Here is a 24461-nt window from a genome sequence, read left to right as displayed (position 1 = left end):
CGGTGCGCGTTGACCGACCGTCCGAGCGCGCGTAAGAGCCACAAGAACCCGACGCCGTACCTCGGCGGGGTCACCATCGTCATCGGCGTGCTGCTTCCGTCGGCCCTGGTGGTGAGCGGTGACGGCCGTCTGCTGACGCTCATCGTCGCGTCGCTCGCCGTCGCGCTCCTCGGCTTCGCCGACGACCTGAGACCGCTCACCCCATCGAGCCGCCTGATCGTCGAGGGACTCGCGGCGGCCGCGGTCGTGAGCATGGGCGGTCGCATCCACCTGTTCGGGAACCCGCTCGACTACCTCCTGCCGTTGCTGTGGATCGTCGTCATCACCAACTCCTTCAACCTGCTCGACAACATGGACGGCGCGGCCGCCGGCGTGGCCTCGGCGACCGGGGCGGTCCTGGCGATCCCCGCGTTCATGGTCGGACAGCGGGGCGTCTGCTTGCTGCTCCTGGCGCTCGCCTGCGGTTGCGCCGGTTTCCTCCCGCACAACTGGACACCGGCACGCATCTTCATGGGCGACGCCGGCTCGCTCTTCATCGGATTCGTGATCGCGGCGTCCGCGCTCCTCGTGTGCGCGGGCTCCCGTGACGAAACGATCGTCGCCGCACCGCTGATGGTGACGTTCGTCGCCACGGTCGACACCTGCGTCGTGCTCGTGGCGCGGCATCGCGCGAACCGGCCGCTGATGCTCGGTGGAACCGACCACGTCTCGCACCGGCTGCGTCGGCTCGGCCTCAGCACGTGGCAGGTCGCGGCCGTGCTGTCGGCGACCGCAGCGCTCACCTGCCTGGCCGCGGTCCCGGTCATCTGCGGCTGGGTGCCCGCCCTCATCCCCTTGGCCTGCACGGCGGGAGCAGGAGCGCTGTTCGTGTGGCTGCTGCAGAAGGTGCCCGTCTACACCCCGCATGACGAGACGCTCCCCGATCCGACACGAGTACCTCTGTGAAAGGCGGCGCATCAACCGTGGACATGTTCTCCTACCTGCGCGTACTCCGGCGCCGATGGATGATCCTGATCGCATCGGTCCTGTTCGCACTCATCTCGGCCGCCCTGGTGACGACGCGCATGACGCCGCAGTACGCCGCCTCGATCACCCTGATCGTCTCCGCGCCCGAGCAGAGCGGTGACGTGAGCACCGCCTACCAGGCGGTCCTTCTGTCCCAGCAACGCGCCAAGTCCTACGCGGCGCTGATGCGAAGCCAAGGGGTCACGGCCGGCTTGGCACGGCGCCTGGGCGACGGCGCCACCGCGGAGGAACTCCAGGAGCGGATCACCGCCCAGGCGGTTCCGGACACCGTTCTGCTGCGGGCGGTGGTCACCGATCCGTCGGCGGCCCACGCGGTCCAGGTCGCCGACACCCTGGGGGCGGAGTTCTCGCGTTACGTCGACGGGCTCGAACGGTCCAGGCCGTCCGCACATCCCGCCGTGAAGATCACGGTCGCCGACGGCGCGATTCTGCCGACGGCGCCGGTGAGCCCGCGGCCGGTCCGCAACCTCGGTGTCGGCCTTCTCATCGGGTTGATCGTCGGTGCGATCGGCGCCGTGCTCCGGGATCGCACCGACACCTCGGTGCGATCGGCCCGAGTTCTCGCCGACCTGACCGCGAGCCCGACGCTGGCCGCGATCGACCTCGACCGCAGAGCCGCGAAACGGCCCCTCACCATGCGCGACGACGGCGGATCGGTCCACGCCGAGGCCTTCCGGTCGTTGCGGACCGCACTGCAGTACGGCGGTGCCGGCGGCCTGCCGCGTTCGGTGACCATCGCCGGCCCGGTCGCGGAGGAGGGCACGACGACCATCACCTGCAACCTCGCGATCGCGCTGGCCGAGTCGGGTGTACGCGTCATCCTCGTCGACGCCGACCTGCGCCGGCCGCGTGTCGGCGACTACCTCGGGATCGGGGAGGCGACGGGGCTGACGAACGTCCTGTCGGAGGAGATGGCCGTCAAGGACGTTCTGCGTTCCTGGGGATCGGGTTCGCTGTCCGTTCTGCCGAGCGGGCCGATCCCGCCCAATCCCAGCGAGCTTCTCGCCTCGCGGACGTTCCGGGCGACCCTGCGCGTGCTCGAGGGTGAGGCCGACATCGTGATCTTCAACGCCCCACCGCTACTGGGTGTCTGCGATGCCACGATCCTCGCCTCCAACTGCGCCGGGGCGATACTCGTGACGCGGTACGGCCGAACGCGCGAAGACCACGTCGTCCAGGCCGCCGAGCGGCTCGCGGCGGTCAACGCGTGTCTCCTGGGAGCCGTTCTCAACTTCGTCCAGCCCGCAGGCCGCGCGTCTCTTACGGCCGGCGTACCGAGCCCGACGGCCGCACGCCGGAGGGTCACGGCCATGGGCGAAGGGTCGTGACGGGCGCGTCGGCGCGTACGCGGCCGGTCCCTGACCGGTACGCGCCAGGCCGCTCGGGCCGGCGACCTCCTCCGCGGGTCCCCGGTCCGGTGCCCGTGCCGAGGGCGACTCAGGCGGACGCGTGGGCGGTGGAGGTCTGCGCCGGTTCCCGGCGGAGCACGCCCATGCCGTACGTGTAGTCCTCCGCGAGCGCGAACTCGGCGCAGAACCGCTGGAAACCGTCGCGGGCCCGGAAGCCGGTGCGAAGGTCGCAGTCGTCGACGAGCACCATCCCGCCCGGTGCCATGAGCGGCCACACCTTCCGTAGCGCGGCGTACACCGGCTGGGACAGGTCGACATCGACCAGCACCGCCGAGATCGGCGACGGCAGGGACTGCGGTGCCATGGTGACGATGTCGGCCTGGACCAGCTCGACGTCGGGGGCGCCGAGCTGTTTGAGGATCTGACGGACCAGGATCTGCGACGACGCGGCGAACCCGTGGCGGACCGCCTCGGGCGTGCCACGCTCGGCGTCGTGATCGAACTGCTCCGGCACGAACCCGTCGAAGGTGTCGATCGCGACGTAGGGCTTGGACACTCCGATGTTGCGCAGCAACCGGTCGCAGTGGGCCGAGGTTCCGCCCGACGCGCAGCCGATCTCGACGACGGCTCCGGGCACGTCCGCGGTTTCGATGAGCGCCTGCGACCACAGATAAAGGCGTTCGGGGCTCAGCTGGGAAAGCGGTCTGCGGTAAAGCCAGCGGGCAAGGGCCCGCCGACGCAGATAGGTGAGCCGGTCGCGTGTCGTCTTGGCCATATTGATGCCCCTTTCTGTGTCATTGCTGCAAAGTGGTCGCGATGGGATGTGAAGCTGCCTGAATTCTGACATGCTGACGACCGGCGAATCAGCCGCCGATCTTAAAGTTACGGAATAGCCACGACAAAAATGACGCTCAGTGGCAGGAAGCGCTGCTACGGGGTCATGGTGCCGGGGAGATGAGCGGGGATGAATGCGGAAAAGACGGAGGACCCCCGCACGCGAAACCGTACGGGGGTCCTCGGAGAGCCGGTGGCCTGGGGCCATCGGCCGTTGTCAGAAAATCGGGTAGCGGTGGTGACCGTGGCCCCCGACCGAGGCGCCGCCCCTGCAGCCTGCACCGGCCAGGCCAAGGACCGCGAGAGAGTTGCCGCAGACGTTGATGGGGATGGAGATCGGAATTACCGCCTGGTTTCCGGAGAGCAGCCCACCCACGCCACTGGTGTCATTGTCGGCGTACGCGGGCGAACCGAGCAGCAGGGCGCCAGAGGCGGCGGCCGCCACTACGCTGGCCGCAGCGAACTTTTTGATCACGTGCATCCTCCCGTACATCACGAACTCGAAACTGCTAGAAAAGCAGTCGTTCGCAAGGTAGTAATTCACGCGCTCGTCGTTTTCGCCAGCCGGACTCGCGTAACATGGCGAAATTATTATCCGAGCTAGTCTTTCTTGACCGCTTACAGGGTGACGGCGTGTGTGGCTTCAATATTCGGGGAAGAGTCGCAAAGTCGTGCGCGCGTGTGGCCTGACAAAATGGAGTTGAGGCTAAGTTGGGGCACACCTCGGGCTTAGGAAAGCTGTCGGCCCGATTCACCGTCGTCCGCTGGAGTTCTCATGCGTCCAGTTCGTCTGCTCGTCACCGCGAGCGCCGTCTTCGTGTCATTTTCGGCGTTGTCCGCGTGCGGGAAGGGCGACTCCTCGTCCGGTCAGGATGACGAGGTCAGGGTCACCGCGACCGACCCGCGTCTGGATCAGGCGGTCGCGGCGTACCGGGTCTACGTGGGTGATCAGGTGGATGACACCCTTTCCAAGGTCAAGAAGTTCGCTGCTTCGGTCTCGGCTGGGGACTTGGCGGGTGCGAAGGCGGAGTTCGCGCCGTCGCGGTTCGGGTGGGAGAGCGTTGAGCCGGTGGCGGAGTCTTTTGGTGACATCGATCCCAAGACCGACACGCGTGAGGCGGATCTGGAGAAGGGTCAGAAGTGGACGGGCTGGCATCAGATCGAGAAGGCGTTGTGGAAGACGAAGTCGCTCAAGGGTGAGGGCCCCTACGCCGACGATCTGGTGAAGAACGTCGAGACCCTCAAGGTCCGGGTGGGGACGGCGTCGATCACCGCGACGTCGATGGCGAACGGTGCCAAGGAGCTTCTGGATGAGGTCGCGACGGGGAAGATCACCGGTGAGGAGGACACCTTCTCCCACACCGATCTGAGTGATTTCAAGGCCAACGTCGATGGTGCGCAGAAGGTGTTCGAGTTGCTCAAGCCGGTGGTGCAGGAGCGTGATGCGGCGCTCACCTCGGATTTGACCGGTGAGTTCGCCAAGGTGCAGAAGCTGTTGACCAGGTATGAGAAGGGTGAGGGCTACGTCTCCTATGACACGGTCGGCAAATCTGAGCGCAAGGAGCTGTCCGATGAGGTGAACGCTCTGGGTGAGCCGCTGTCCAAGCTGGCCGGGGTGGTCGCGAAGTGACAGAGGTCTCCCGGCGCCGGTTGTTCGGCTATTCGGGTGTGACCCTGGCCGCGGGTGCCGCGGCCGGGGCCGGCCTGGTCTCGGTCGCCCAGGCCCACACCGGTGCGACGGGCGATGACGGGCCGGTGCCGTTCTTCGGCGTGCATCAGGCCGGGATCGCGACGCCGGTGCAGGACCGCCTGCATTTCGCCGCGTTCGATGTGGTCACCGACGACCGGAATCGTCTGGTGCGGATGTTGAAGGAGTGGACCGCGGCCGGTGCGGCGCTGACCGCCGGCCACCCGTACGGCGCGGCGGCCGGTGGCCTGCCCGAATCGCCGCCTGATGACACGGGTGAGGCGCTGGGTCTTCCGGCGGCCCGCCTCACCTTGACGGTGGGGTTCGGGCCGGCGCTGTTCGAGTCCGGTGGTGAGGACCGGTTCGGTCTGAAGGCGCGGCGCCCCGCCGCCCTGATCGACCTGCCGCACTTTCCCGGCGACAACCTCGACGCCGACCGCAGCGGCGGTGACATCTGCGTCCAGGCCTGCGCGGACGACCCGCAGGTCGCGGTGCACGCCATCCGTAACCTGGCCCGGATCGGCTTCGGTGTGGTGGCGGTGCGCTGGTCCCAGCTCGGCTTCGGCAAGACCTCCTCCACCACGCCGCAGCAGCAGACGCCGCGCAACATGTTCGGCTTCAAGGACGGCACCCGCAACATTCCCGGCGATGACCAGGCGGCCCTGGACCAGCATGTGTGGGCCGCGGCCAAGGACGGCGCGGCCTGGATGAACGGCGGCTCCTACCTGGTCACCCGCCGCATCCGCATGCACATCGAGACCTGGGACCGCACCTCTCTCAAGGAGCAACAAGACGTCTTCGGCCGCACGAAGGGCGAGGGCAACCCCTACGGGACCAAACGCGAACGCGACCCGGTGCCACTCGCCGAGCTGCCCGCCGACGCCCACGTACGGCTCGCCCACCCCGACAGCAACGGCGGCGTCCGGATCCTGCGCCGCGGCTACTCCTTCACCGACGGCAGCGACGGACTCGGCCGCCTCGACGCCGGCCTGTTCTTCATCGCCTACCAACGCGACCCCCGCACCCAATTCGTCCCCCTGCAGAACCGCCTCGCCGCCAACGACCACATGAACGAATACATCCAGCACGTCAGCTCAGGCATCTACGCCTGCCCACCAGGCGTACACAAAGGCGGGTTCTGGGGAGACACCCTCTTCATCTAGTCACCCACGGACCGCTGGGCGGTCCGCGGGCGGTCGAGAATCTCGGCAACAAGATCACCCAGGTCACGCCCTGAAAACCGGACCTGGCCTGATCAGCAGCCGAATGATCCGGTGGTGGCGTTCTCGCTGAACATGTAGCCGGTGTGGCCCATGCCGTACAGGCAGTTGTTCGCCGGGTTGTAGGCGTAGCCGTAGGGATGGGTGTCGCCGTTGAAGGTGTTCTGGTTCGGCAGTGGTCCGGGGAAGCCATGGCAGGTGCTGGCCGTGGTCCAGCTGTAGCAGGCCGTGTATCCCGGATGCACCCGGTCCTCGGTGTAGCCCGGGAAATAGCTGCGGAGCTCGCCGTTGATGATCTTGGTGGTCAGCGGCTGGAACACGATGCTGTCCCTTCCGGCGGGTGGGAAGGCGGTCGCCAGTTCGGGGGGCGGCGTGATCGGGTTGCCGTTGAAGTCCCAGCAGTTCGTGATCGGCGCGGGGAAGTTCGCGTTGCCGGAGAAGACGCACGCGCCGCGCGCGTTCCCGGCGGTGTCGAAGCTTCCGGACACCGCGAGCGTGCTGTGCACCGAGTGATCGGTGATGATCTTGGTTCCGAAGCCTGCGCACGCCTGGTTGGTGACCGGGTCGAAGCAGGTCACGGCCGGTGGCCCCGGATGCAGGGTCTTCGCCGCGTACTGCGGGTTCGAGGAGAGGAAGACCTTGTCGTTCACCAGCTCGGTGGAGCCGATGAAGTCATCGGGCGCGAAGCCCGCCTTGTCGGTGTTGGGCGGCGAGCCGACGTCGAACGGCTGGCCGGGACACGGTGCCTCCAGGACCGTGTCGTAGCAGATGACCTCGCCGGTGGTGATCGTGCCGTAGAGCCGGTCCTTGACCCGGTCGAAGCCGGTCAGGCCGTTGACGTTGCTCTGACCCGGATTGTTGGTCAGCGCCACCAGTGGCCGGTACTGACAGTTCGCCTGCTGGTCCATGTCCAGACAGCCCACCCCCACCGAGCCGCTCGGGTATCCGGGCAGTGGTGTCGTGGTGACGGCGGGATAGCGAACGAACTGGGAGTTCGCGCCGTCGAGCACGGTCTGGATGACCTGCGTCGTCGCGACGTTGCCGACGTTGCCGCCGGCACGCAGCGGACCGGCGGAGGTGTTCAGCGCCTTGGGCCACTCGGTCGCCTGACTGGCCGTGTCGTTGCAGAGCGTCCCGGTGTCGATGTTGACGCAGGTGACCCTCGGACGGGCCTCTCCGTTGTACGCGTGGTGGCTGATGGTCCACGCCTCGTGGATCCCCGCCGGCGTGGTGTGCAGGATCGGTTTGAACCCGTCCGTACCGGTGTAGACACCCCCGACCGGAATGTTTCTGTGGTGGGCCTTGTCCAGCACGGCGGCCAGGCTCGTCCCTGGTACCGATGGCGGCACCATGCCGAACACTAATGCGAGGGCACCGAGCAACCGGAACAACTTAGGGCGGGCGCCGCCCAAAAAGACAGCAACACGGCGGATTTTTTTGTGGCGAATTGCTGTTCTTCCCATGGCTGTCCGTATTCTCCGCCCTGAAATATCGCATCGAATCCGGCCGTGAACTCACCGACACTTCCGGTTGTGTCGGCCGGGTCTGGGTGAATCGCCCCTCCGCGCCCCGGGTGATGACCGCTGCTCCGAGAAGAGGAGCGGAAGTGCAAGCCGGTCACCACCCGGGACGCCTGCGTCAGCAGCCGAATGAACCGGTGGTGGCGTTCTCGCTGAACATGTAACCGGTATGGCCCACGCCGTACAGGCAGTTGTTCAGCGGGTTGTAGCCATAGCCGTACGGATGGGTGTCCCCGCCGAGCGTGTTCTGGTTCGGCAGTGGTCCGGGGAAGCCATGGCAGGCGCTGGCCGTGGTCCAGCTGTAGCAGGCCGTGTATCCCAGATGCACCCGGTCCTCGGTGTAGCCCGGGAAATAGCTGCGGAGCTCGCCGTTGAGGATCTTAATGGTCAGCGGCTGGAACACGATGCTGTCCTTACCGGCGGGTGGGAAGGCGGTCGCCAGCTCGAACGGCGGCGCGATCGGCTTGCCGTCGAAGTCCCAGCAGTTCGTGATCGGTGCCGGATAGTCCTGGTTCCCGGAGAAGACGCATGCGCCGAGCGCGTTACCCGCGGTGTCGAAGCTCCCGCTCACCGCGAGCGTGTTCAACACCCGGGGATTGCTGATGATCTTGGTTCCGAAGCCCGCGCACGCCTGGTTGGTGACCGGGTCGAAGCAGGTCACGGCCGGTGGCCCCGGATGCAGGGTCTTCGCCGCGTACTGCGGGTTCGAGGAGAGGAAGACCTTGTCGTTCACCAGCTCGGTGGAGCCGATGAAGTCATCGGGCGCGAGGCCCGCCTTGTCGGTGTTGGGCGGTGAGCCGACGTCGAACGGCTGGCCGGGACACGGTGCCTCGATGACCGTGTCGTAGCAGAGCACCTGGCCGGTGGTGATCGTGCCGTAGAGCCGGTCCTTGACCCGGTCGAAGCCGGTCAGGCCGTTGACGTTGCTCTGACCCGGATTGTTGGTCAACCCGGCCAGCGGCCGGTAGGTGCAGTTCGCCTGCCTGTCCATGTCGACACAGCCCACGCCGACCGAGCCGTTCGGATACCCGGGCAGCGGCGTGGTGGTGACGGCGGGAAAGCGGACGAACTGGGAGTTCGGGCCGTCGAGGATGGTCTGGAGCACCTGGGTCGTCGCCATGTTGCCAACGGGGCCGGTGCGCAGCGGGCCTTCCGTCGTGTTCAGCGGCTTCGGCCACTCGGTCGCCTGGTTGTTCACGTCGTTGCACAGGACGCCGGTGTCGATGTTGACGCAGGAGACCTTGGGCCGCGTCTGCCCCGTGTACGCGTGGTGGCTGATGGTCCACGCCTGGTGGGTCCCGTCCGGCGTGGTGTGCAGGATCGGCTTGAAGCCGTCCGTACCGGTGTAGACACCCCCGACCGGAAGGTTCTTGTGGTGCTGGGGAGCCGCGGATACCGCGATGCCGGCACCATGTGCGGAGAGAGGCGCGAGCGTGACCGCCATTGTGGCGATACAGAGCAAGCGGAACGACTTACGACGGGCGCCGCTGTAAATATTCTGCCTGCGGCAGCCTCTCCGATGATTAGTGATCGCTATTCGCATGGCTGGATTCTGACATGCTGACGCGAGACGAATCGGACAGGCGACTTCAAGCTCTGGGATGCCTGAACCAAAAACAATGTCATTACCACACGCTAAATCTGGTGGCCGGGCGGCGCGAACGCCCGCATGGATCTCGAAAAGCCCGGCATGGCGGTGTGTGAACCGGTAGGCGCGACGAGGCGTTGGAATGACCCGAATAACCACTGAGTGCGCAATCGGGGTCCATTGGCCTGGCTTATTACTAAAGAGGATCGACGGCCCTCGCGGGGGAGTAAATCGTCGAGAAAGTATGCGCCAACAGGCCCCAAAATAGATGTGTCGGTGTCTAGCGGCACTGTCGTCCGTGCGCGTTAGTGTCAAGGCTCGTGGAAATCGGTTTGGAAGTGCATCGAATAAGTCGGGCTAAAATGGCGTTAACGTATGTTCGCGCGGTTCTCTTGCTGGCGCTCGCAGTGAACGTGGGCGCGATGGCACCGGTGCGCGCGACGGCCGAACCGGTGCCTCCGCGTCACATGAACCTGCCGAAGCCGACGCCCGCGGGCGGTGACACGCGCCCCTTCATCGTCACCGGCTCGTCGTCCGCGCCGTCGGCGCCGACCGTGGCGGTGATCGGTGACTCGGTCGCCCGCGACTACGCCTACTACCTGGCGCGTCGCCTCGGCCCGCGCGGCGTGCGCGTGATCGACGGAGCGCTGACCGCATGCCCGGTGGGGACTCTGCCACTCGTGGCCATCTACCCGGACGGGGACCGCAGACCGCTCCGGGGCGGCGAGTGCCCACGGCTCGTCGCGGCCAAACAGGCGGCAATGACCGCGACCTATGCGCCGAAACTGGTCCTGTGGGAGTCGGTCACGGAGATACGAGGCATTCTCCTACTGGACCGTTACGTTCCCCCCGGGAGCGATGAATGGCGTCGACGGGTGCTGGCCGAGTGGGACGACGCCCTCCGCCGCGTCACCGCCCGTGGTGCCAAGGTCGTCGTGATCCTGCCGTTGTGGTACGAGCACGCGCCGGCGATCCGTCTCGACGCGCCGGGCCCGAGCGTCGAGAAGATTCGTGACCTGTACCTGCGCTGGGCGGCATCCCACCGGGACAGGGTGAGCCTGGTCGACCCGGCACCGGTCGTCTGCCCGTCCGGGCCGCCCTGCGGGCTGGTCAACGGCGTGGACTTCCGGCCGGACACCATCCACTTCGATGACCCCGGCGGAGTCCAGGTCGCGGACTACCTCATCGCTCACGTCCCAGAGCTGGCACGACTCGCCGCCGGACGCTGAGGCGATCGGCGAAGGGTGTCCGGTACACCCGTGCCGCAGCGGGGGACCCATGCAACGAAATGCACCAGTGCCGCACCGCAGGCAGATACTCGGCGCCGTCCTGGCCGGTGCGGCGATGACCGCCTGTGCGATGGGGGATGCCGTCAGCTCGCTGGCGTTCGACCGGATCTCACCCGTGGTGGCAGGTGCCCTGGCGACCGTCTTCGGCAGTGTCGTCTTCGCACTCTGGGCGGGCCGGAACCCGTTCGGCCGCCTCGTCGTGCGTGCCCCCGACCGCCCCGGTCTCCTGAAGGCGTTTCACGAGATCAGGGCGTCAGAAGGCATGCCCCTTCTGATCCTGCGGCTCGCGGTCGGTAACGCGGTCGTGCTGCCGGCGACGTACCTGTCACTCGGGAGGCTGCACAGCCTCGAGACGGTGATCTCGATCGCCTTCGGCGGCCCGGTGATGGTGACGGTATGGGGGCTGCTGTTCCCTCGTACGGGTCCTCGCCGGATCAGCGGGCTGCTGTGCCCGCTGCTGGCCGCGGTCGCGATGCTCGCGCTCACCCGGCCGTGGACCGGCCGGTTCGACGTGCTGGGTTTCGGGGCGGCGGTGCTGGCCGCGGCCTGCGGCTGGAACCTGTTGAAGGTGTCCGGGCGGTTGGAGGACGCCGGGAGACTGGCCCAGGGAACGGCCATCGCGGGTCTGTTGTCCTCGGTCATGCTGGCTCCGGTTCTCATTTTCACGAATGCGCATTGGGCGACCGGCCACGCGCTCGGCATCTGCGCGGCTTCGGGTCTGCTGTCCGGCTTCGTCGAGACGGTGCTGGCGGTCCTGGCCCTGAGGTTCATCGCCGAAGAGACGTTCGGGGTCCTCACGGGCCTCGAACCGGTCGCCAGCCTGTTCGTGGGGTGGCTGTTCTTGAGGGAGCAGATCACCGTTCTGGCCTCGCTCGGCGTTCTGCTGATGGTCGCCGCCGGCTCCTGGGCGGTCTGGTCCGAAAAGCAGATCAAAGAACAGACCGGATAAGGACCGTGGTAACAGTCCCGACCGCGCCCTGACCAGTCAGTACACTTCGGCCGTTACCCGATCCATTGACTCCCGGACGGTAGCCATGTTCGGGGCTATTCTGTCGCGATGATCTTGCATCGATTTCGCGAACGCGGTCGAGCTCTGGCCATGCTCGGCGGCGCGGCCGTGTTAACGGCCACCATGATCCAGCCGGCGGATGCGGTCACGCACCGGTCTGGTGGCCTTGCCGAGCGGCTTCGGCAGACCATGGCCGGACTGAACTTCGGCGACGTCCTGGACACGGCCCCGCCGGGATCGGCCCAGGCCCGCGCTCTCCGCGCGCAGCGGCAGGCCGAACCCGCGCCCCCGGAGCACACGCCCGCGCTGAGCACTGCCGCCGCCACGACGATCCACCAGCAACCGCAGGTCGACGTGACCGTCATCGAACTCGACAAGAAGGGGCGGCCTCGCTCCTCCGGCACCGTCCTGATGAGCCCGCGCTACAAGGACGGCGTCGTCGTCCCGGTGGACGGGAACCTGCACACCACCGCGGTCCGGTACCGGCTGTGGGACACCGGCCAGTGGGACGCGGGCAACGGTCAGGGAACGACCGACACCGTCCCCGGCCGCGAGAACGCCCCCCTCGACTTCATGGAGCCCTACCCGGCGTCCATCATCAAATTGATGGTCGGCTTCGGGATCATGCAGTTGGTGGACAAGGGCGCCATCAATCTCAGCGACACCTACGCTTACACGCCGACGAAGCCATCCGACCGGTGTGAGGGCGCGACCACCCGCACCATCGGCGAGTATTTCGACCGGATGATCACTATTTCGGACAACGGCGCGACGTGCTCGCTCATCAAGGTGATGCACGAGCACGGCGGGGTCGACTGGCTCAATCAGCGATTCCAGGACATTGGCCTGGAGATGTTGCAGTTGAAGGGCACCGACCCGGCCAATGGCGACTGGTCCGACTACGTCACGATGTCCTCGCTGGACACCGCCAAACTGCTGGCGCTCATCGACGGCGTGCCGGGCCGGGCGTGGACCGCTCCGAACGGCGAGCCGGTCACCAGCAACGTCCTGAGCGCGTCGTCCCGTGAGTTCTTCATGAAGGAACTCGGTGACCAGGGGTGGAACAACGTCCTGTCGACGACGAACTACTGCGGCTACTCCTACCCGGCCCAGGGGATGCCGCAGCGCATCTCGCAGCGGTGGATCGGCGCTGATGGGACGGTGACGGTCAACAACGATCCGACCGACGGGAAGTACGTCCATCCCGTGCAGCCCTGCCAGGACGCCGCCGAGGTCACCTTCGCCCACAAGACGGGGCTGACCGCGTTCGCGGCAGGGGACGCGGGGATCGTGCATTCGCTGCCGGGCAAGCCGAAGCGCGACTACATCATCGTCGCCTTCAGCAATCTCGGCTGGCGCTACATCGACACGAACCGGCCCATGGACCCGCCCGTCCAGCCCGCGGTGAACCGCACCGAGAAGTTCGCGAAGCTCGGCCGCGCGATGGACGCCTACGAGGCCGGGCGGTAGCCGACGCCGTTACCACGAAGGGTCGGGAGGCGGCTTCGCGCGGGCATATCGTCGTCTCCCGATCCGGGTAAGGTGCGGTGGCGCGGGGAAGTCTCTTGATCTGAACTCGACTCCGTCGACGGAAGCAAGGCTGTGATGGCATGACCGATGATGCACCTGGCGGTGTTCCTGGTCCGGGGGGCGGAGGTCCGGTGCCCGAAGCCCTGGACGAGGCGGAGTGCCTGCGCTTGATCTCGTCGGCCGCGGTCGGGAGGCTGGCCTACCTCGGCCGGTACGGGCCCACGATTCTTCCGGTCAACTTCGCGCTGCACGAGGGCACGATCGTCTTCCGGACGGCGCATGACAGTCCGACGGATGAGGATCTTCGAACGGGGATCGCGGACGCCGAGTACAAGGTCGCGTTCGAGGTCGATGAGCTGGACCCCGCGGCGCGCGAGGGATGGAGCGTGCTCGTCCAGGGGTCGGTGCACCATGTGACCTCCGAGGAAGAGCGCGCGTCGGTCCTGGAATCGGGCGTCGAGCCATGGGCGGGCGGCGACAGGGAGCTGTACCTGCGTATCCGGCCCACCCGCATCAGCGGCCGGCGCATCCAGAAGGCCACGCCGAGGGCGTAGTCACCTGCTCCGTACGCCGTGGGCGCGGAACCGGGCGTGGACACGCTCGAGGAGTTCCGGGTCCGGTGGCGGAGTCGCAGCGAGCGGGAAGGGGATTCCCCGTCGCTCGTACTTCGCCGCGCCGAGCCGGTGGAAGGGCAGGACGTCCACGTGTTCGACGTTGGGCAGCGTGGCGACGAAGGCGGCGATGCCGTCGATCTCGTCCTCGGCGTCCGTGACACCGGGGACGAGGACGAACCGCACCCACGTGGGGCGGCGGAGGTCGGCGAGCCGCCGGGCGAATCGCAGGGTCGGAGCCAGCTCGCCGCCCGTCAGCGCCCGGTACGTCCGCGGATTCCACGCCTTGATGTCGAGCAGGACCAGGTCGGTGTCGGCGAGCAGAGCGTCGTCGGCGCGGTCGCCGAGGTGGCCGGACGTGTCGAGCGCCGTGTGCAGCCCGAGCCGGTGGCAGCGGTGTAGCAGCGCGCCGGTGAAGGCGGGCTGGAGCAGGGGTTCGCCGCCGCTGATCGTGACGCCGCCTCCGGCGACCGAGATGAAACGGCGATACCGCTCGATCTCGGTCATCACCTCCTCCACTGAGACCCGGCGGCTGTCGCGCATCCGCCACGTGTCGGGGTTCTGGCAGTACAGGCAGCGCAGCGGGCAGCCGCCGGTGAACACGACGAAGCGGGTTCCGGGACCGTCCACGCCTGTGGACAGGTCCCAGGAGTGCACCGCCCCGGTGGGGCCGCCGGGCTCGTGGAGCTCGGCGGCCGCCTCGGCCAGGAGCCGATCGCGGGTGGTCATGATCACAGCGATCCATGGAACGTTCGGTTGACGACGTCGCGTTGCTGCTCCGGCGTCAGGCGGACGAAGTTCACCGCGTAACCGGACACCCGGATCGTGAGCTGCGGGTACCGCTCGGGGTGGTCCATCGCGTCCAGCAGCGTGGCACGGTCGAGCACGTTGACGTTCATGTGGTAACCGCCCGCGTCGATGTACCCGTCCAGGACGCCGGCCAGGTTGCCGATCCGGTCCTCGCGCGTACGGCCGAGACCGGCCGGGGTGACCGTCTCGGTGAGGGAGATGCCGTCCCGCGCCTGGTCGTAGGGGATCTTGGCCACCGACAGCGCGGCGGCGACCATTCCGTGGCGGTCCCGGCCGTTCATCGGGTTGGCGCCGGGCGCGAACGGCTCACCGGCGCGTCGGCCGTCGGGGGTGTTGCCGGTGTGCTTGCCGTACACGACGTTGGAGGTGATGGTGAGCACCGACAGCGTGTGCTCGGCGTCCCGATAGGTCGGGCGGGAGCGCAGCTTGGTCATGAACGACTCGACCAGGTCCACGGCGATCCGGTCGGCCCGGTCCTCGTTGTTGCCGTAGGTGGGATGGTCGCCCTCGACCGCGTAGTCGACCGCGAGCCCGGTCCCGTCCCGGATCACGCGTACGCGCGCGTACCTGATCGCGGAGAGGCTGTCGGCGGTCACGGAGAGCCCGGCGATGCCGCAGGCCATCGTTCGCATGACGGGGTGGTCGTGCAATGCCATCTCGACGCGTTCGTAGGCGTACTTGTCGTGCATGTAGTGGATGACGTTGAGCGCGTCGACGTAGGTGGCGGCGAGCCAGTCCAGCACGTGGTCGAAGGCGGACCTGACCTGCTCATAGGACAGGACGTCGCCGGTCAGCGCCGGGAAGGGCGGCGTGACCTGCTCGCCGCTGAGCTCGTCGCGCCCGCCGTTGATCGAGTACAGGAGCGCCTTGGCGAGGTTGACCCGCGCTCCGAAGAACTGCATCTTCCTGCCGACCTCCATGGCCGAGACGCAGCAGGCGATCGCCGTGTCGTCCCCGAAACGCGGGCGGATCAGGTCGTCGCTCTCGTACTGCAGCGAGCTGGTGTCGATCGAGACCTGGGCACAGAACCGCTTGAACGGCCAGGGCAGCCGGGTGGACCAGAGCACGGTCAGGTTCGGCTCGGGACCGGGCCCGAGGTTGTACAGCGTCTGCAGGTACCGGTACGAGGTCCGGGTGACGAGTGTGCGGCCGTCCTCGCCCATCCCGCCGATCGACTCGGTCACCCAGGTCGGGTCGCCGGAGAAGAGCTGGTCGTACTCGGGCGTGCGGAGGAAACGTACGATCCGCAGTTTGATGACGAAGTCGTCGATCAGCTCCTGGGCCCCGCTCTCGTCCAGGCTCCCTGCCATGAGGTCGCGCTGCAGGTAGACGTCGAGGAACGTGGACGTCCGGCCGAGCGACATGGCGGCGCCGTTCTGCTCCTTGATGGCGGCCAGGTAGCCGAAGTACAGCCACTGGATCGCCTCGCGGGCGGTACGCGCCGGCCCGGAGATGTCATGGCCATAGGAGGCCGCCATCTCCTTCAGCTCGCCCAGCGCGCGGACCTGCTCGGCGAGTTCCTCCCGGTCGCGGATCACCTCGGCGGTCGACGGCGGAGCGTCGAGACGGCGGCGCTCGGTCTCCTTGGCCTCGACGAGCCGGTCCACGCCGTACAGCGCCACCCGGCGGTAGTCGCCGATGATGCGACCGCGCCCGTACGCGTCGGGCAGACCGGTGATGACGTGCGATCGGCGTGCGCTCAGGATCTGCGGGGTGTAGGCGTCGAACACGCCGTCGTTGTGGGTCTTGCGGTACTCGGTGAACACCTTGCGTACCTGGGGGTCCAGCTCGTAGCCGTAGGCGGCCAGGCCGTTCTCCACCATGCGCAGGCCACCGTTCGGCATGATGGCGCGCTTGAGCGGCGCGTCGGTCTGCAAGCCAACGATCAGCTCGTGGTCGCGGTCGATGTAGCCGTGGCCGTGCGAGGTGATCGAGGAGGGCGTCGCGGCGTCCACGTCGAGGATCCCGCGGCGGCGCTCCTCGGGGAACATCGCCGCGAGCCGCTCCCAGAGCCGGCGCGTGCGCTCGGTGGGACCGGTCAGGAAGGACGCCTCGCCCTCGTAGGGGGTGTAGTTCGCCTGGACGAAGCCGCGTACGTCGATCCGCCTCCGCCATCCCGTGCCCTCGAACTCGCGCCATGCGGACCGTTCCGTCGCCTTCTCGGCGTTCATCGTGGTCACTTCAACCTCCATGTCCGTCATCTCCGACTCTCGTCCCGTGAGGGCCTGAAAGCAGCGGCCATAGGCCACGTGATCGACAGGACCAAAGACCAGTGCGCTGGTCAGCGCAGAGGAAAACCGAGATCGCGGCCTGCTGCGCGCAGGTTCTCTCGCGCGTCCGGGTGGGCGACGTTGTCCACGATCTGCTGTGCCTGTGTCGCCGCGTCCTGGCCCCAGATCGTCGCCGTGCCCTGCTCGCTGACGATGAAGCTGTGCTGGAACGAGGTCACCGGGCCGGCCAGGCGCGGAATCACGGTCGACACGTCGGCCTTCGGGTGCCAGGAGGGCAGCGCGATGACCGCGCGTCCGCCGGGAGAGTGCAGCGCGCCGACCACGAAGTCGGTCTGCCCGCCGAAGCCGGAGTAGATGACACCGTGCACCCGGCTCGCGTTCGCCTGCGCGAACAGGTCGACCTGGAGCGCGGAGTTGACCGACACCAGCCGCGGCCGCCGGGCGATCGACCCCGGGTCGTTGGTCTTCTCGGTCCGGAGCATCCGGACCCGTTCGTTGTGGTCGAGCCAGTCGTACAGCTCTTCGCCACCGAACGCGAACGAGGCGGTGATCGGGTCGTGCGGGCTCAGCGCGCCGGCCTTCTCCAGGTCGAGTACGCCGTCGCTGAACATCTCCGACCAGATGGCGAGCCCGCGCCGGTCCCGCAGCGAGTGCAGCACCGCGTCGGGTACCGCGCCGATGCCCAGTTGCAACGTGGCGTTCTCCGGCACCAGGTCGGCGACCCGGGCGCCGATGACGTGCGCCACGTCGCCGAGCGTGCGGTGGGCCGGCACGGGCAGCGGCTCGTCGGACTCGATCGCATAGTCGATCTCCGTCACGGACAGGATCGCGTCGCCGTAGGTGTAGGGCATGTGCGGATTGTGCTGGGCGATCACCAGCCCGCCGCGGGCGCGTACCGCCTCGACGGCGGCGGGCAGGATGTTGACCTCGATCCCGAGGGAGACGGTGCCGTCCACCGGCATGGACGTCTGGATCAGCACGATGTCCGGCGGCAGTGCGTCCTTCAGCAGATGCGGCACAAGCGACAGCCGGGAGGGAAAGTAGCGCAGGCCCGTACGGTTGCGCATGCCCGGACCGGCGAACGGCGTTTCGAGCAGCACGCCGTCACGGTCGGGCATCCCGGCCTGCGCGTTGAGGACGAACAGGCGGTACTCCGCCACCGCGGCGTCCAGTACGGCCAGGAGGTGCCGCGGTGTGGCGAAGTTGCCGCCCGCCACCACACGCGGGACTCCCGGCAGCCGAGAGAACACGGCGGCGAGCCGGTCCGTTGAGATCAGTCGCATCAGGTCACTCCCAAGTCATCGGACGGATGAGTTCTACGCTGCCGGTGCGGTCATGACGTTCTGCGAACCCCACTCGTCGGGCCCCACGGCCTAACCGACGTCCCGTCGGCGGAAGGCGAAGACGCCGCCGACGGTCAGTGCCGCCGCGATCGCCGTGAGGACGCTGAGTGGGACGGCGGTCAGGCTCGCTCCCGGGAGACGTGGTGTGTGCCGGAACGGTGAGACGTCCTCGGCCCAGGTCGGAAGACTGAGCGCCGCTCCGAGCAGGCCGACGACGAAGCACGCGGCAAGGGCCGCCCATGCCGCGGCGACGCCGCGGGGGATGAGGCCGAAGAGCAGCGCGGCGAGGCCGACGAACAGCCACAGTGCCGGCACGTAGGTCAGTGCGGCGCCGAGCATGCGGGGGACCTGGCTCGGGTCGCCGATGACGATGCCGTACGTGAGGCCGCTGCCGAGACCGGCGGCGGCGAGGACGATCACGCTGCCGCCCAGCGCGATGATCAGGTGGCTGAGGATCCACTGCCGGCGGGACAGGGGGGTCGCGAGCAGGGGCGCCGCCCGCAGGGCCGTCTCTTCACCCCGTAGCCGCAGAACCGACTGGAGAGCGAAACCGGTGGCTATGAGAGCGGCGAAGAGCATCTCGGTGGACAGGTAGGAGTCGGTGAGGCTGACCCCGCCGAGCTGGGCGATGGTCTTGCGCATGGCCTGGTTGTCACCCACGAGGTCCTCGACGTCGTTGGCGATCCATCCCACGGCGGTGCCGGCCACGAAAAGCCCGACGGTCCAGCCGATCAGGCTGCCGCGCTGGAGCCGGAGGGCCAGCCCGAGCGGCCGGCCGAGAGCAGGCGTCGCGATCCGCGGCCCCGGACGGGGCCGGATGAACCCGGCGTCGATGTCCCGTCGAGTCGAGAGCGCGGCTCCCAAGCTCACGAGAGCCACGACGGACACGGTCATGATCAGGAGGGGCCACCACCGGTCGCCGGCGTACGGCCGGGTCTTCTGCGCCCACCCGATGGGGGAGAACCAGCTCAGCGGGTTGTCGCCGACGTCGCCGGCGGCACGGGCCACGAACGTCGCGCCCACCACGGCTCCGGCGCTGCCGAACACCATCCGTGTGTTCTCGGTGAACTGGGCCACCACGATGGTGACACCGGCGAAGACCAGTCCTTCCGCGCACAACGTGGCGCCGAACAGGATCGAGCCGTGCGCCGGCAGGCCCAGTCCGACCAGCCCGAGCGTCACCAGGGTCCCGACCACCGCGCTCATGCCGGCGACGACGGTGAGGGCGGCGGCCGTGGCGGAGTGGCGGCCGACCGGCATCGCCCGGACCAGATCCAGTCGTCCGGTCTCCTCCTCGGCGCGGGTCTCGCGGCCGATCATGAACACGGCCATCAGCGCGACGGCGACCAGACCGGTGGCGCCGATCTGGAACACCACCTGACCACCGATCGTGTCGAGCCCCTGGGCCGGGCCGTTCATCGCGATGATCGCGGCGTTGCCGTGGGCGGCTTCCACGGACCGGATCAGATCGGCCTGAGTGGAATAGATCCTGGTGGTGCTCAAGGCCGTCAGCAGCTCCACGACGGCGATCGCCGTGATCCAGATCAGGGCGCGTATCCAGTCGCGGTGCAGGATGAACCGGGTCAGCGCGACCGTACCGGTCAGCTCGGTCCTCACCGTGCCCGCCTTTCGGCAGACGGTCGGCGACCGTCCGCGAGTTCGTCGCCGTAGTGACGCAGGAACAGCTCCTCCAGCGTGGGCGGCCGGCTGCTCAGGGTCCGGATGCCGAACCGCGTGAGATGGCGTACGACGCCGTCCAGCTCGTTGGTGTCAACGTCGAAACAGGCCCGGTCGCCGTCGACCCGCAGGCCGTGCACCCCGGCCAGCTCGTTGAGCCCGGCCGTCGGCCGGACCGTGTGCACGTCGATGGAGGTACGGGTCAGATGCCGGAGCTCGCTGAGGGTTCCGCTCTCGACGCTTCTGCCCTCCCGGATGATGGTCACCCGGTCGCACAGTGCCTCGACCTCGGCCAGGATGTGGCTGGACAGCAGGACCGTACGGCCCTCTTCCTTGACCTCACGGATGCAGTCCTGGAAGACGGTCTCCATCAGCGGGTCCAGCCCGGAGGTCGGCTCGTCCAGGATCAGCAGTTCCGCACTGGAGGCCAGGGCCGCCACCAGCCCGACCTTCTGCCGGTTGCCCTTGGAGTACGTCCGCGCCTTCTTCGTCGGATCGAGTTCGAACCGTTCGAGGAGTTCGTCCCGCCGGACCGGATCCAGGTCCCCGCGCAGCCGGCCGAAGACGTCGATGATCTCTCCGCCGGACAGCTTGGGCCACAGGCTCACGTCGCCGGGCACGTACGCGAGCCGGCGATGCAGGGTGACGGCGTCACCCCAGGGGTCGCCGTCCAGCAGCCGCACCTGCCCGGCGTCGATGCGAAGCAGTCCGAGCAGGACGCGAATGGTGGTGGTCTTGCCGGCGCCGTTGGGGCCGAGGAAGCCGTGCACCTCTCCGGTGGCGACCGTGAGATCCAGCTCGTCCAGCGCCCGGGTTCGCCCGAACGTCTTCACCACCCCGGCGGCCGAGATGGCGACGGCGTGCTCCCGCCTCGATGTCGAGGACGCTTCTACGGCAGTGGTCGGCATGGCTCCCTCCTTGGGGCTCGGTGCTTCCCACAAGGTCGCGTACGCCCGGTTTCACCGGCAGGGACGAAGGTCCCGCTTCCCCTGGGATCGACGGCCTGGGCGTGCGCAGGACGGGGCTCGGCCACGAAAAGGGTCGAGTACACCGAGGGCGCGAGTGTACGCAGCGGGACCGTCAACGCCGGCGGAGCATGGCTGGTCTCCGGGCGGCTCGTACGTGCGGTGGCGGTACTCGTCGTGGCCACACCCTGCCCTCTGTTGCCGGCGGCGCCGGTCGCCATCGTCGCCGGGCCGTCGGGAACGGCCCGCCACGGTGTGATCGTCAAGGACGGTGCGGCGCTGGAGACGCTCGGTCGCGCACGCCCCCTCATCATGGACAAGACCGGTGAAGTGCCCGGCCACGGCACCGAGGGACGGGTGGACGGTCAGAACGTCGTCGTCGGAAAGGCCGTGTCCCCGGGCGGGGAGTGGGCGGCGGACGCGATGCTGTACCGCTTCGACCAAGAGCACGCTTTGCTACGACGCTCCCTGGAACGGATCCGCGTCGCCGCAGACGCCCGGACCAACGGCATGACCTGCGGGCCTGCCTGTACGAACTGCACGCCGTGCTGATCCTGCACTTCGCTCAGGAGGAGGCTTACTTCTCCCTCTCCACCACGATGGTCACGTAAGGCGGTCGTGGACGCCTCACCGGTCGTTCGGTGGCGTCGCGGAGGGTCGGTCGAGGTCCTGACAGGTCAGTTCGTCGATGACGGTGACGACGCCTTCGACATGTCGTACGGCGTCGGTGAGCACCTTGGCGGCACTCCGATCCCTGATATCGCCGCGGAGCGTCACGGTTCCCTGGTCGACGCTCACGGTGAACCGCCGGGCGTCCATACCGAACACGTCCTCGATGAGGTCGTGCAGGACCTCGCGCTGGATGCCCTCGGCCGGGCGTTCGTACACGGCCAGCAGGTCGGATCTGGTGACGATGCCGGTGAGCCTGCCGCTGGCCGCGCGGGAGAGCTCATCAGCTCGGACGCCTGGGTGGCGTTCGCCTTCGATCGGTCGGTGTGCCGCTGGAGCCGGTGCAGGACGCCGCGAGCTGGCATCCGCCGCAGGACGAGCGCCGATCAGGACCGTGATGCGGCGGTAGGCCGCTCGCCGGCCGAGTGCGTGGAGCATCGCGGGACGCAACGGGGCGAGGCCGGCTCCGCCCGCGGCGAAGATCATGATCGTGCTCCTCACCTCGGCTCAGGCCCGGAGCTCGCACACACGTTCCCAGGTTGGCCTGAGTACCGCCGTTCCGGACGGGCCGAAGGTCCCCTGTTCCGAGGCCGCTCGGCACTCTCCACCCCGCCTGCGCGCGAGCGATGGTTAACAGAGAGAAGGAGGTCGGCAACGCGGTTCCCAAGACCCGTACGTGATCGTGGGCACTTCCCCTCGACGTGTCCGCAACGTGCCGAGGTCATCGCTCAAGCCCCACGTTCGGCAATCACACCCGGCAGGCCGATCATGAATGTCACAACAGAGGAAGAGAAGATGGCGCAGCGTCTCCTCGACGAGGCGGTGTGGGCGCCGTCAGTGCACAACACGCAACCGTGGTGGTTCGGTACACGCGGCTCGACGGTGACCGTGCACGCCGAGCTGGAGCGCCGGCTGAGCGTCGCCGACCCCGATGGCCGGGAGATGCTGATCAGCTGTGGGGCGGCGCTCTACACGCTTCGCCTCGCCGCCAGGCACCTCGGCCGTCACCCTCATGTTCGGTTTCTGTCCGACCCCGGCCGGCCCGGACTGATCGCCGACGTGGCCGTAGGGGAGCCCGGGCAGGCCACCGTCGAGGAGGAACGGATGTACGCGCAGATCCGGCGGCGGCGCACTCACCGAGGCGGGTTCCGCCTCGAAGGACTGCCGGCCGGGCTGCTCCAGACGCTGAGGACCCACGCCTACGACGAGGGTGTCATGCTCCGCATCGTCGCGGACCCCAGGGCGCGAATCGCGCTCGCCGCTCTCACCGAGGTCGCCGAGCAGACTCATCGGCAGAACCCCGCCTACGCCGCGGAGATGGCACACTGGGCGCCGCGTCCGGGAAGTGCCCGGCTCGATGGCGTGCATGACGACGCCTACCCGCAGACCCACGAACACACCGATCCCTATTTCGCGGAGCGCGACTTCGCGCGAGGGCAGGGCTGGGGACTGCTGGGCGACGATCAGCAGGACGCCACTGGAGTCGTCGTCCTGATCACGACCGACACCGACGAGCGGCCCGACTGGCTGCGGGCCGGCCAGGCGCTGCAACGGGTCCTGCTCCGCGCCACCGAGGACGGAGTCTGCGCCGCGTTCCACACGCAGGCGCTGGAGATTCCGCAACTGCGGGACTTCATCCGCGCGGGGTACTGCGACGGCGCGTATCCGCAGATGATCCTGCGGCTGGGCTTCGCCGACAGCGAGATCGCGAGCGTACGCCGGCCTTCGGCCGACGTGAGCAGACCGGAACCGTGACCGCCGCCCCGCCGGAGGCGTCGCCGGTGCCGGGATGTTGTCTCGTACGTGACGGGACCTAGGCCTCCTGACTCCGAAGGGTCCGGCCGGAAGCCTGATGTCAGCGGACCGTAGTCCGGGAGGGGCCATGAACCACGAGCGTTCCGTGAAGTGTGAAACTGACGACGCCCTGCCGTCCACCGGCTCCCGCCCGATCGTCGTCGAGGTCGACGGCACGGACTCAGGGCGGGACGCCATCGCCTGGGCGTACCGCGAGGCCGGACGTCGCGGCGTGCGGGTACGGGTCCTGTCCGGCCGTGATCCCGGGCTCCCCGCGGACCTGGACGCCTCGATGATCGTCGTCGGCTCCGCGACCTTTCTGCGGATGTCCGATCTGGCGGACGGCTCGACGGCCATGGCGCTGGCCGCGCACGCGAGCGTGCCGGTGGTCATCGTCCGTCCCGGATCATCCGACGGGCCAGGACCTTCGGCCGGGCGCGTCGTCGTAGGTGTCGATGGCACCGGACTGTCGGAGCCGGCGATCGACTTCGCCTTCGCCGAGGCGAGAGACCGGGATTGCGGTGTCACGCTCGTGCACGCCGTCGAAGACGAGGCGGGGAGGGCAGACGCCGAGGCGATGCTCACCTCGCTTGGCGCAGGGCACGCGGACCTTCGTGTCGTCGTCTCGGCCGACCTCGCGAGTCACGCACTGATCGAGGAGTCCGCGGGAGCGCGGCTGCTCGTGGTCGGATCGCGCGGGCACGGCGGCCTCAGCGGCATGCTGCTGGGCTCGGTGAGCCAGGCGGTGGTGCATCGCGCTCACTGCCCGGTGGCCGTCGTCCGGCAGGCTACTCGCCGGGAGCGGAATGTGAGTCGTCGGCTCTGAGGCGGGTGATGAGAGTGGCGGCCTGCGTACGTCGGTGCAGGTTGAGCTTGGAGAAGATGCTGGACACGTAGTTCTTGACGGTCTTTTCGGCGAGAAAGAGGCGTTCGCCGATCTGGCGGTTGGTGAGGCCGTCGCCGATGAGGTCGAGGATCTTGCGTTCTTGTTCGGTGAGGGCGGCGAGCGGGTCCTTCCGGGGACGCTCGCGGAGTCGTTGCAGGATTTGGGCGGTGCTGCGCGGGTCGAGGAGCGATCCACCGGCGGCGACGGTTCGGACCGCGCCGACGAGGTCCGAGCCGTGGATCTGCTTGAGCACGTAACCGGACGCGCCCGCCATCACGGCGTCGATCAGTGCCTCTTCGTCGGCGAAGGAGGTGAGCATCAGGCAGGCGAGCTCGGGCATGCGGGAGCGGAGTTCGCGGCAGACGGTCACCCCGTCGCCGTCCGGGAGGCGTACGTCCAGCACGGCGACGTCGGGGCGCAGCG

At 68.2% G+C, this 24461-nt stretch carries 22 protein-coding genes; 11 read left to right on the top strand and 11 right to left on the bottom strand.

What is annotated here, in order from left to right:
* The first annotated feature begins 9 nt into the window (after nucleotides 1–9).
* Both QWU11_RS40665 and QWU11_RS40660 read left to right on the top strand, forming a co-directional pair.
* Nucleotides 10–945, top strand: coding sequence for an MraY family glycosyltransferase (locus tag QWU11_RS40665; protein WP_290119903.1), 936 nt, complete (start codon nucleotides 10–12; stop codon nucleotides 943–945).
* A gap of 23 nt (nucleotides 946–968) precedes the next feature.
* Nucleotides 969–2354 carry a polysaccharide biosynthesis tyrosine autokinase gene (locus tag QWU11_RS40660; protein WP_290119950.1) on the top strand — a complete coding sequence of 462 codons (1386 nt, stop codon included), beginning with the start codon at nucleotides 969–971 and terminating at the stop codon, nucleotides 2352–2354.
* A gap of 109 nt (nucleotides 2355–2463) precedes the next feature.
* Here QWU11_RS40660 and QWU11_RS40655 read toward each other — a convergent pair whose 3' ends face one another.
* On the bottom strand, nucleotides 2464–3150 hold the full coding sequence (locus tag QWU11_RS40655; RefSeq protein WP_290119902.1) for a class I SAM-dependent methyltransferase: 687 nt from the start codon (nucleotides 3148–3150) through the stop codon (nucleotides 2464–2466).
* 276 nt (nucleotides 3151–3426) lie between these two features.
* Nucleotides 3427–3753 carry a chaplin gene (locus QWU11_RS40650; RefSeq protein WP_354670943.1) on the bottom strand — a complete coding sequence of 109 codons (327 nt, stop codon included), beginning with the start codon at nucleotides 3751–3753 and terminating at the stop codon, nucleotides 3427–3429.
* A 231-nt stretch (nucleotides 3754–3984) separates the two neighbouring features.
* Here QWU11_RS40650 and efeO point away from each other — a divergent pair, with 231 nt between their 5' ends.
* Together efeO and efeB are read left to right on the top strand one after the other, a co-directional pair.
* Complete coding sequence (gene efeO / locus QWU11_RS40645; protein ID WP_290119901.1) at nucleotides 3985–4839, top strand: iron uptake system protein EfeO; 855 nt, start codon at nucleotides 3985–3987, stop codon at nucleotides 4837–4839.
* A complete protein-coding gene (efeB, locus tag QWU11_RS40640; RefSeq protein ID WP_290119900.1) occupies nucleotides 4836–6059 on the top strand; it encodes an iron uptake transporter deferrochelatase/peroxidase subunit in 1224 nt (407 codons plus the stop codon). The genes efeO and efeB overlap by 4 nt, the downstream gene beginning before the upstream one ends.
* 92 nt (nucleotides 6060–6151) lie before the next feature.
* Here efeB and QWU11_RS40635 read toward each other — a convergent pair whose 3' ends face one another.
* Together QWU11_RS40635 and QWU11_RS40630 are read right to left on the bottom strand one after the other, a co-directional pair.
* Nucleotides 6152–7468, bottom strand: a complete 1317-nt coding sequence (locus QWU11_RS40635; protein ID WP_290119899.1) for a hypothetical protein — start codon at nucleotides 7466–7468, stop codon at nucleotides 6152–6154.
* Between the two features lie 286 nt (nucleotides 7469–7754).
* Nucleotides 7755–9080: a hypothetical protein gene (locus tag QWU11_RS40630; protein WP_290119898.1), complete on the bottom strand. Its 1326-nt coding sequence runs from the start codon at nucleotides 9078–9080 to the stop codon at nucleotides 7755–7757.
* 566 nt (nucleotides 9081–9646) lie between these two features.
* Here QWU11_RS40630 and QWU11_RS40625 point away from each other — a divergent pair.
* The 4 genes from QWU11_RS40625 to QWU11_RS40610 all read left to right on the top strand — a co-directional run bounded on the left by QWU11_RS40625 (nucleotide 9647) and on the right by QWU11_RS40610 (nucleotide 13606).
* A complete protein-coding gene (locus QWU11_RS40625) occupies nucleotides 9647–10453 on the top strand; it encodes an SGNH hydrolase domain-containing protein (RefSeq protein WP_290119897.1) in 807 nt (268 codons plus the stop codon).
* Nucleotides 10454–10520: 67 nt separating this feature from the next.
* A complete protein-coding gene (locus tag QWU11_RS40620; protein WP_290119896.1) occupies nucleotides 10521–11462 on the top strand; it encodes an EamA family transporter in 942 nt (313 codons plus the stop codon).
* Nucleotides 11463–11711: 249 nt separating this feature from the next.
* The gene (locus QWU11_RS40615) at nucleotides 11712–12992 is read left to right on the top strand and encodes a serine hydrolase (RefSeq protein ID WP_290119895.1); all 1281 of its coding nucleotides are present in this window, start codon (nucleotides 11712–11714) and stop codon (nucleotides 12990–12992) included.
* A gap of 191 nt (nucleotides 12993–13183) precedes the next feature.
* Nucleotides 13184–13606 carry a pyridoxamine 5'-phosphate oxidase family protein gene (locus QWU11_RS40610; RefSeq protein WP_290119894.1) on the top strand — a complete coding sequence of 141 codons (423 nt, stop codon included), beginning with the start codon at nucleotides 13184–13186 and terminating at the stop codon, nucleotides 13604–13606.
* Here the strand turns inward: QWU11_RS40610 and pflA are convergent, their stop codons facing one another.
* The 5 genes from pflA to QWU11_RS40585 form a co-directional block, all read right to left on the bottom strand.
* On the bottom strand, nucleotides 13607–14392 hold the full coding sequence (pflA, locus tag QWU11_RS40605; protein ID WP_290119893.1) for a pyruvate formate-lyase-activating protein: 786 nt from the start codon (nucleotides 14390–14392) through the stop codon (nucleotides 13607–13609).
* Between the two features lie 2 nt (nucleotides 14393–14394).
* Complete coding sequence (gene pflB / locus QWU11_RS40600; protein ID WP_354670942.1) at nucleotides 14395–16665, bottom strand: formate C-acetyltransferase; 2271 nt, start codon at nucleotides 16663–16665, stop codon at nucleotides 14395–14397.
* An 89-nt stretch (nucleotides 16666–16754) separates the two neighbouring features.
* Nucleotides 16755–17987 (bottom strand): acetyl-CoA hydrolase/transferase C-terminal domain-containing protein, encoded by a 1233-nt coding sequence (locus QWU11_RS40595; protein WP_290119892.1) that lies wholly within the window; start codon nucleotides 17985–17987, stop codon nucleotides 16755–16757.
* Between the two features lie 90 nt (nucleotides 17988–18077).
* On the bottom strand, nucleotides 18078–19664 hold the full coding sequence (locus tag QWU11_RS40590) for an ABC transporter permease (protein ID WP_290119891.1): 1587 nt from the start codon (nucleotides 19662–19664) through the stop codon (nucleotides 18078–18080).
* Entirely contained in the window at nucleotides 19661–20632 is a 972-nt protein-coding gene (locus QWU11_RS40585; RefSeq protein ID WP_290119890.1) for an ABC transporter ATP-binding protein, read from the bottom strand. The genes QWU11_RS40590 and QWU11_RS40585 overlap by 4 nt, the downstream gene beginning before the upstream one ends.
* Nucleotides 20633–20887: 255 nt before the next feature.
* Between QWU11_RS40585 and QWU11_RS40580 the strand changes: the two genes are divergently transcribed.
* Complete coding sequence (locus QWU11_RS40580; RefSeq protein WP_290119889.1) at nucleotides 20888–21241, top strand: hypothetical protein; 354 nt, start codon at nucleotides 20888–20890, stop codon at nucleotides 21239–21241.
* A gap of 75 nt (nucleotides 21242–21316) precedes the next feature.
* Here QWU11_RS40580 and QWU11_RS40575 read toward each other — a convergent pair whose 3' ends face one another.
* Nucleotides 21317–21844 carry a BON domain-containing protein gene (locus QWU11_RS40575; RefSeq protein ID WP_290119888.1) on the bottom strand — a complete coding sequence of 176 codons (528 nt, stop codon included), beginning with the start codon at nucleotides 21842–21844 and terminating at the stop codon, nucleotides 21317–21319.
* Nucleotides 21845–22153: 309 nt separating this feature from the next.
* Here QWU11_RS40575 and QWU11_RS40570 point away from each other — a divergent pair, with 309 nt between their 5' ends.
* On the top strand, nucleotides 22154–23113 hold the full coding sequence (locus QWU11_RS40570) for a hypothetical protein (protein WP_290119887.1): 960 nt from the start codon (nucleotides 22154–22156) through the stop codon (nucleotides 23111–23113).
* A 145-nt stretch (nucleotides 23114–23258) separates the two neighbouring features.
* Entirely contained in the window at nucleotides 23259–23978 is a 720-nt protein-coding gene (locus QWU11_RS40565; RefSeq protein ID WP_290119886.1) for a universal stress protein, read from the top strand.
* On the opposite strand, the gene QWU11_RS40560 is transcribed toward QWU11_RS40565, so the two are convergent.
* Nucleotides 23941–24461, bottom strand: a 521-nt coding sequence (locus QWU11_RS40560; protein ID WP_290119885.1) for a response regulator transcription factor, incomplete at its 5' end; no start/stop codon positions are given. The two genes, QWU11_RS40565 and QWU11_RS40560, sit on opposite strands and share 38 nt — an antisense overlap.

The sequence above is a fragment of the Actinomadura sp. DC4 genome, from assembly GCF_030406325.1.
Classification (GTDB): Bacteria; Actinomycetota; Actinomycetes; order Streptosporangiales; family Streptosporangiaceae; genus Actinoallomurus.
The sequence above is the reverse complement of the archived record's forward strand: the minus strand, read 5'-3'. Positions and strand labels throughout refer to the sequence as shown.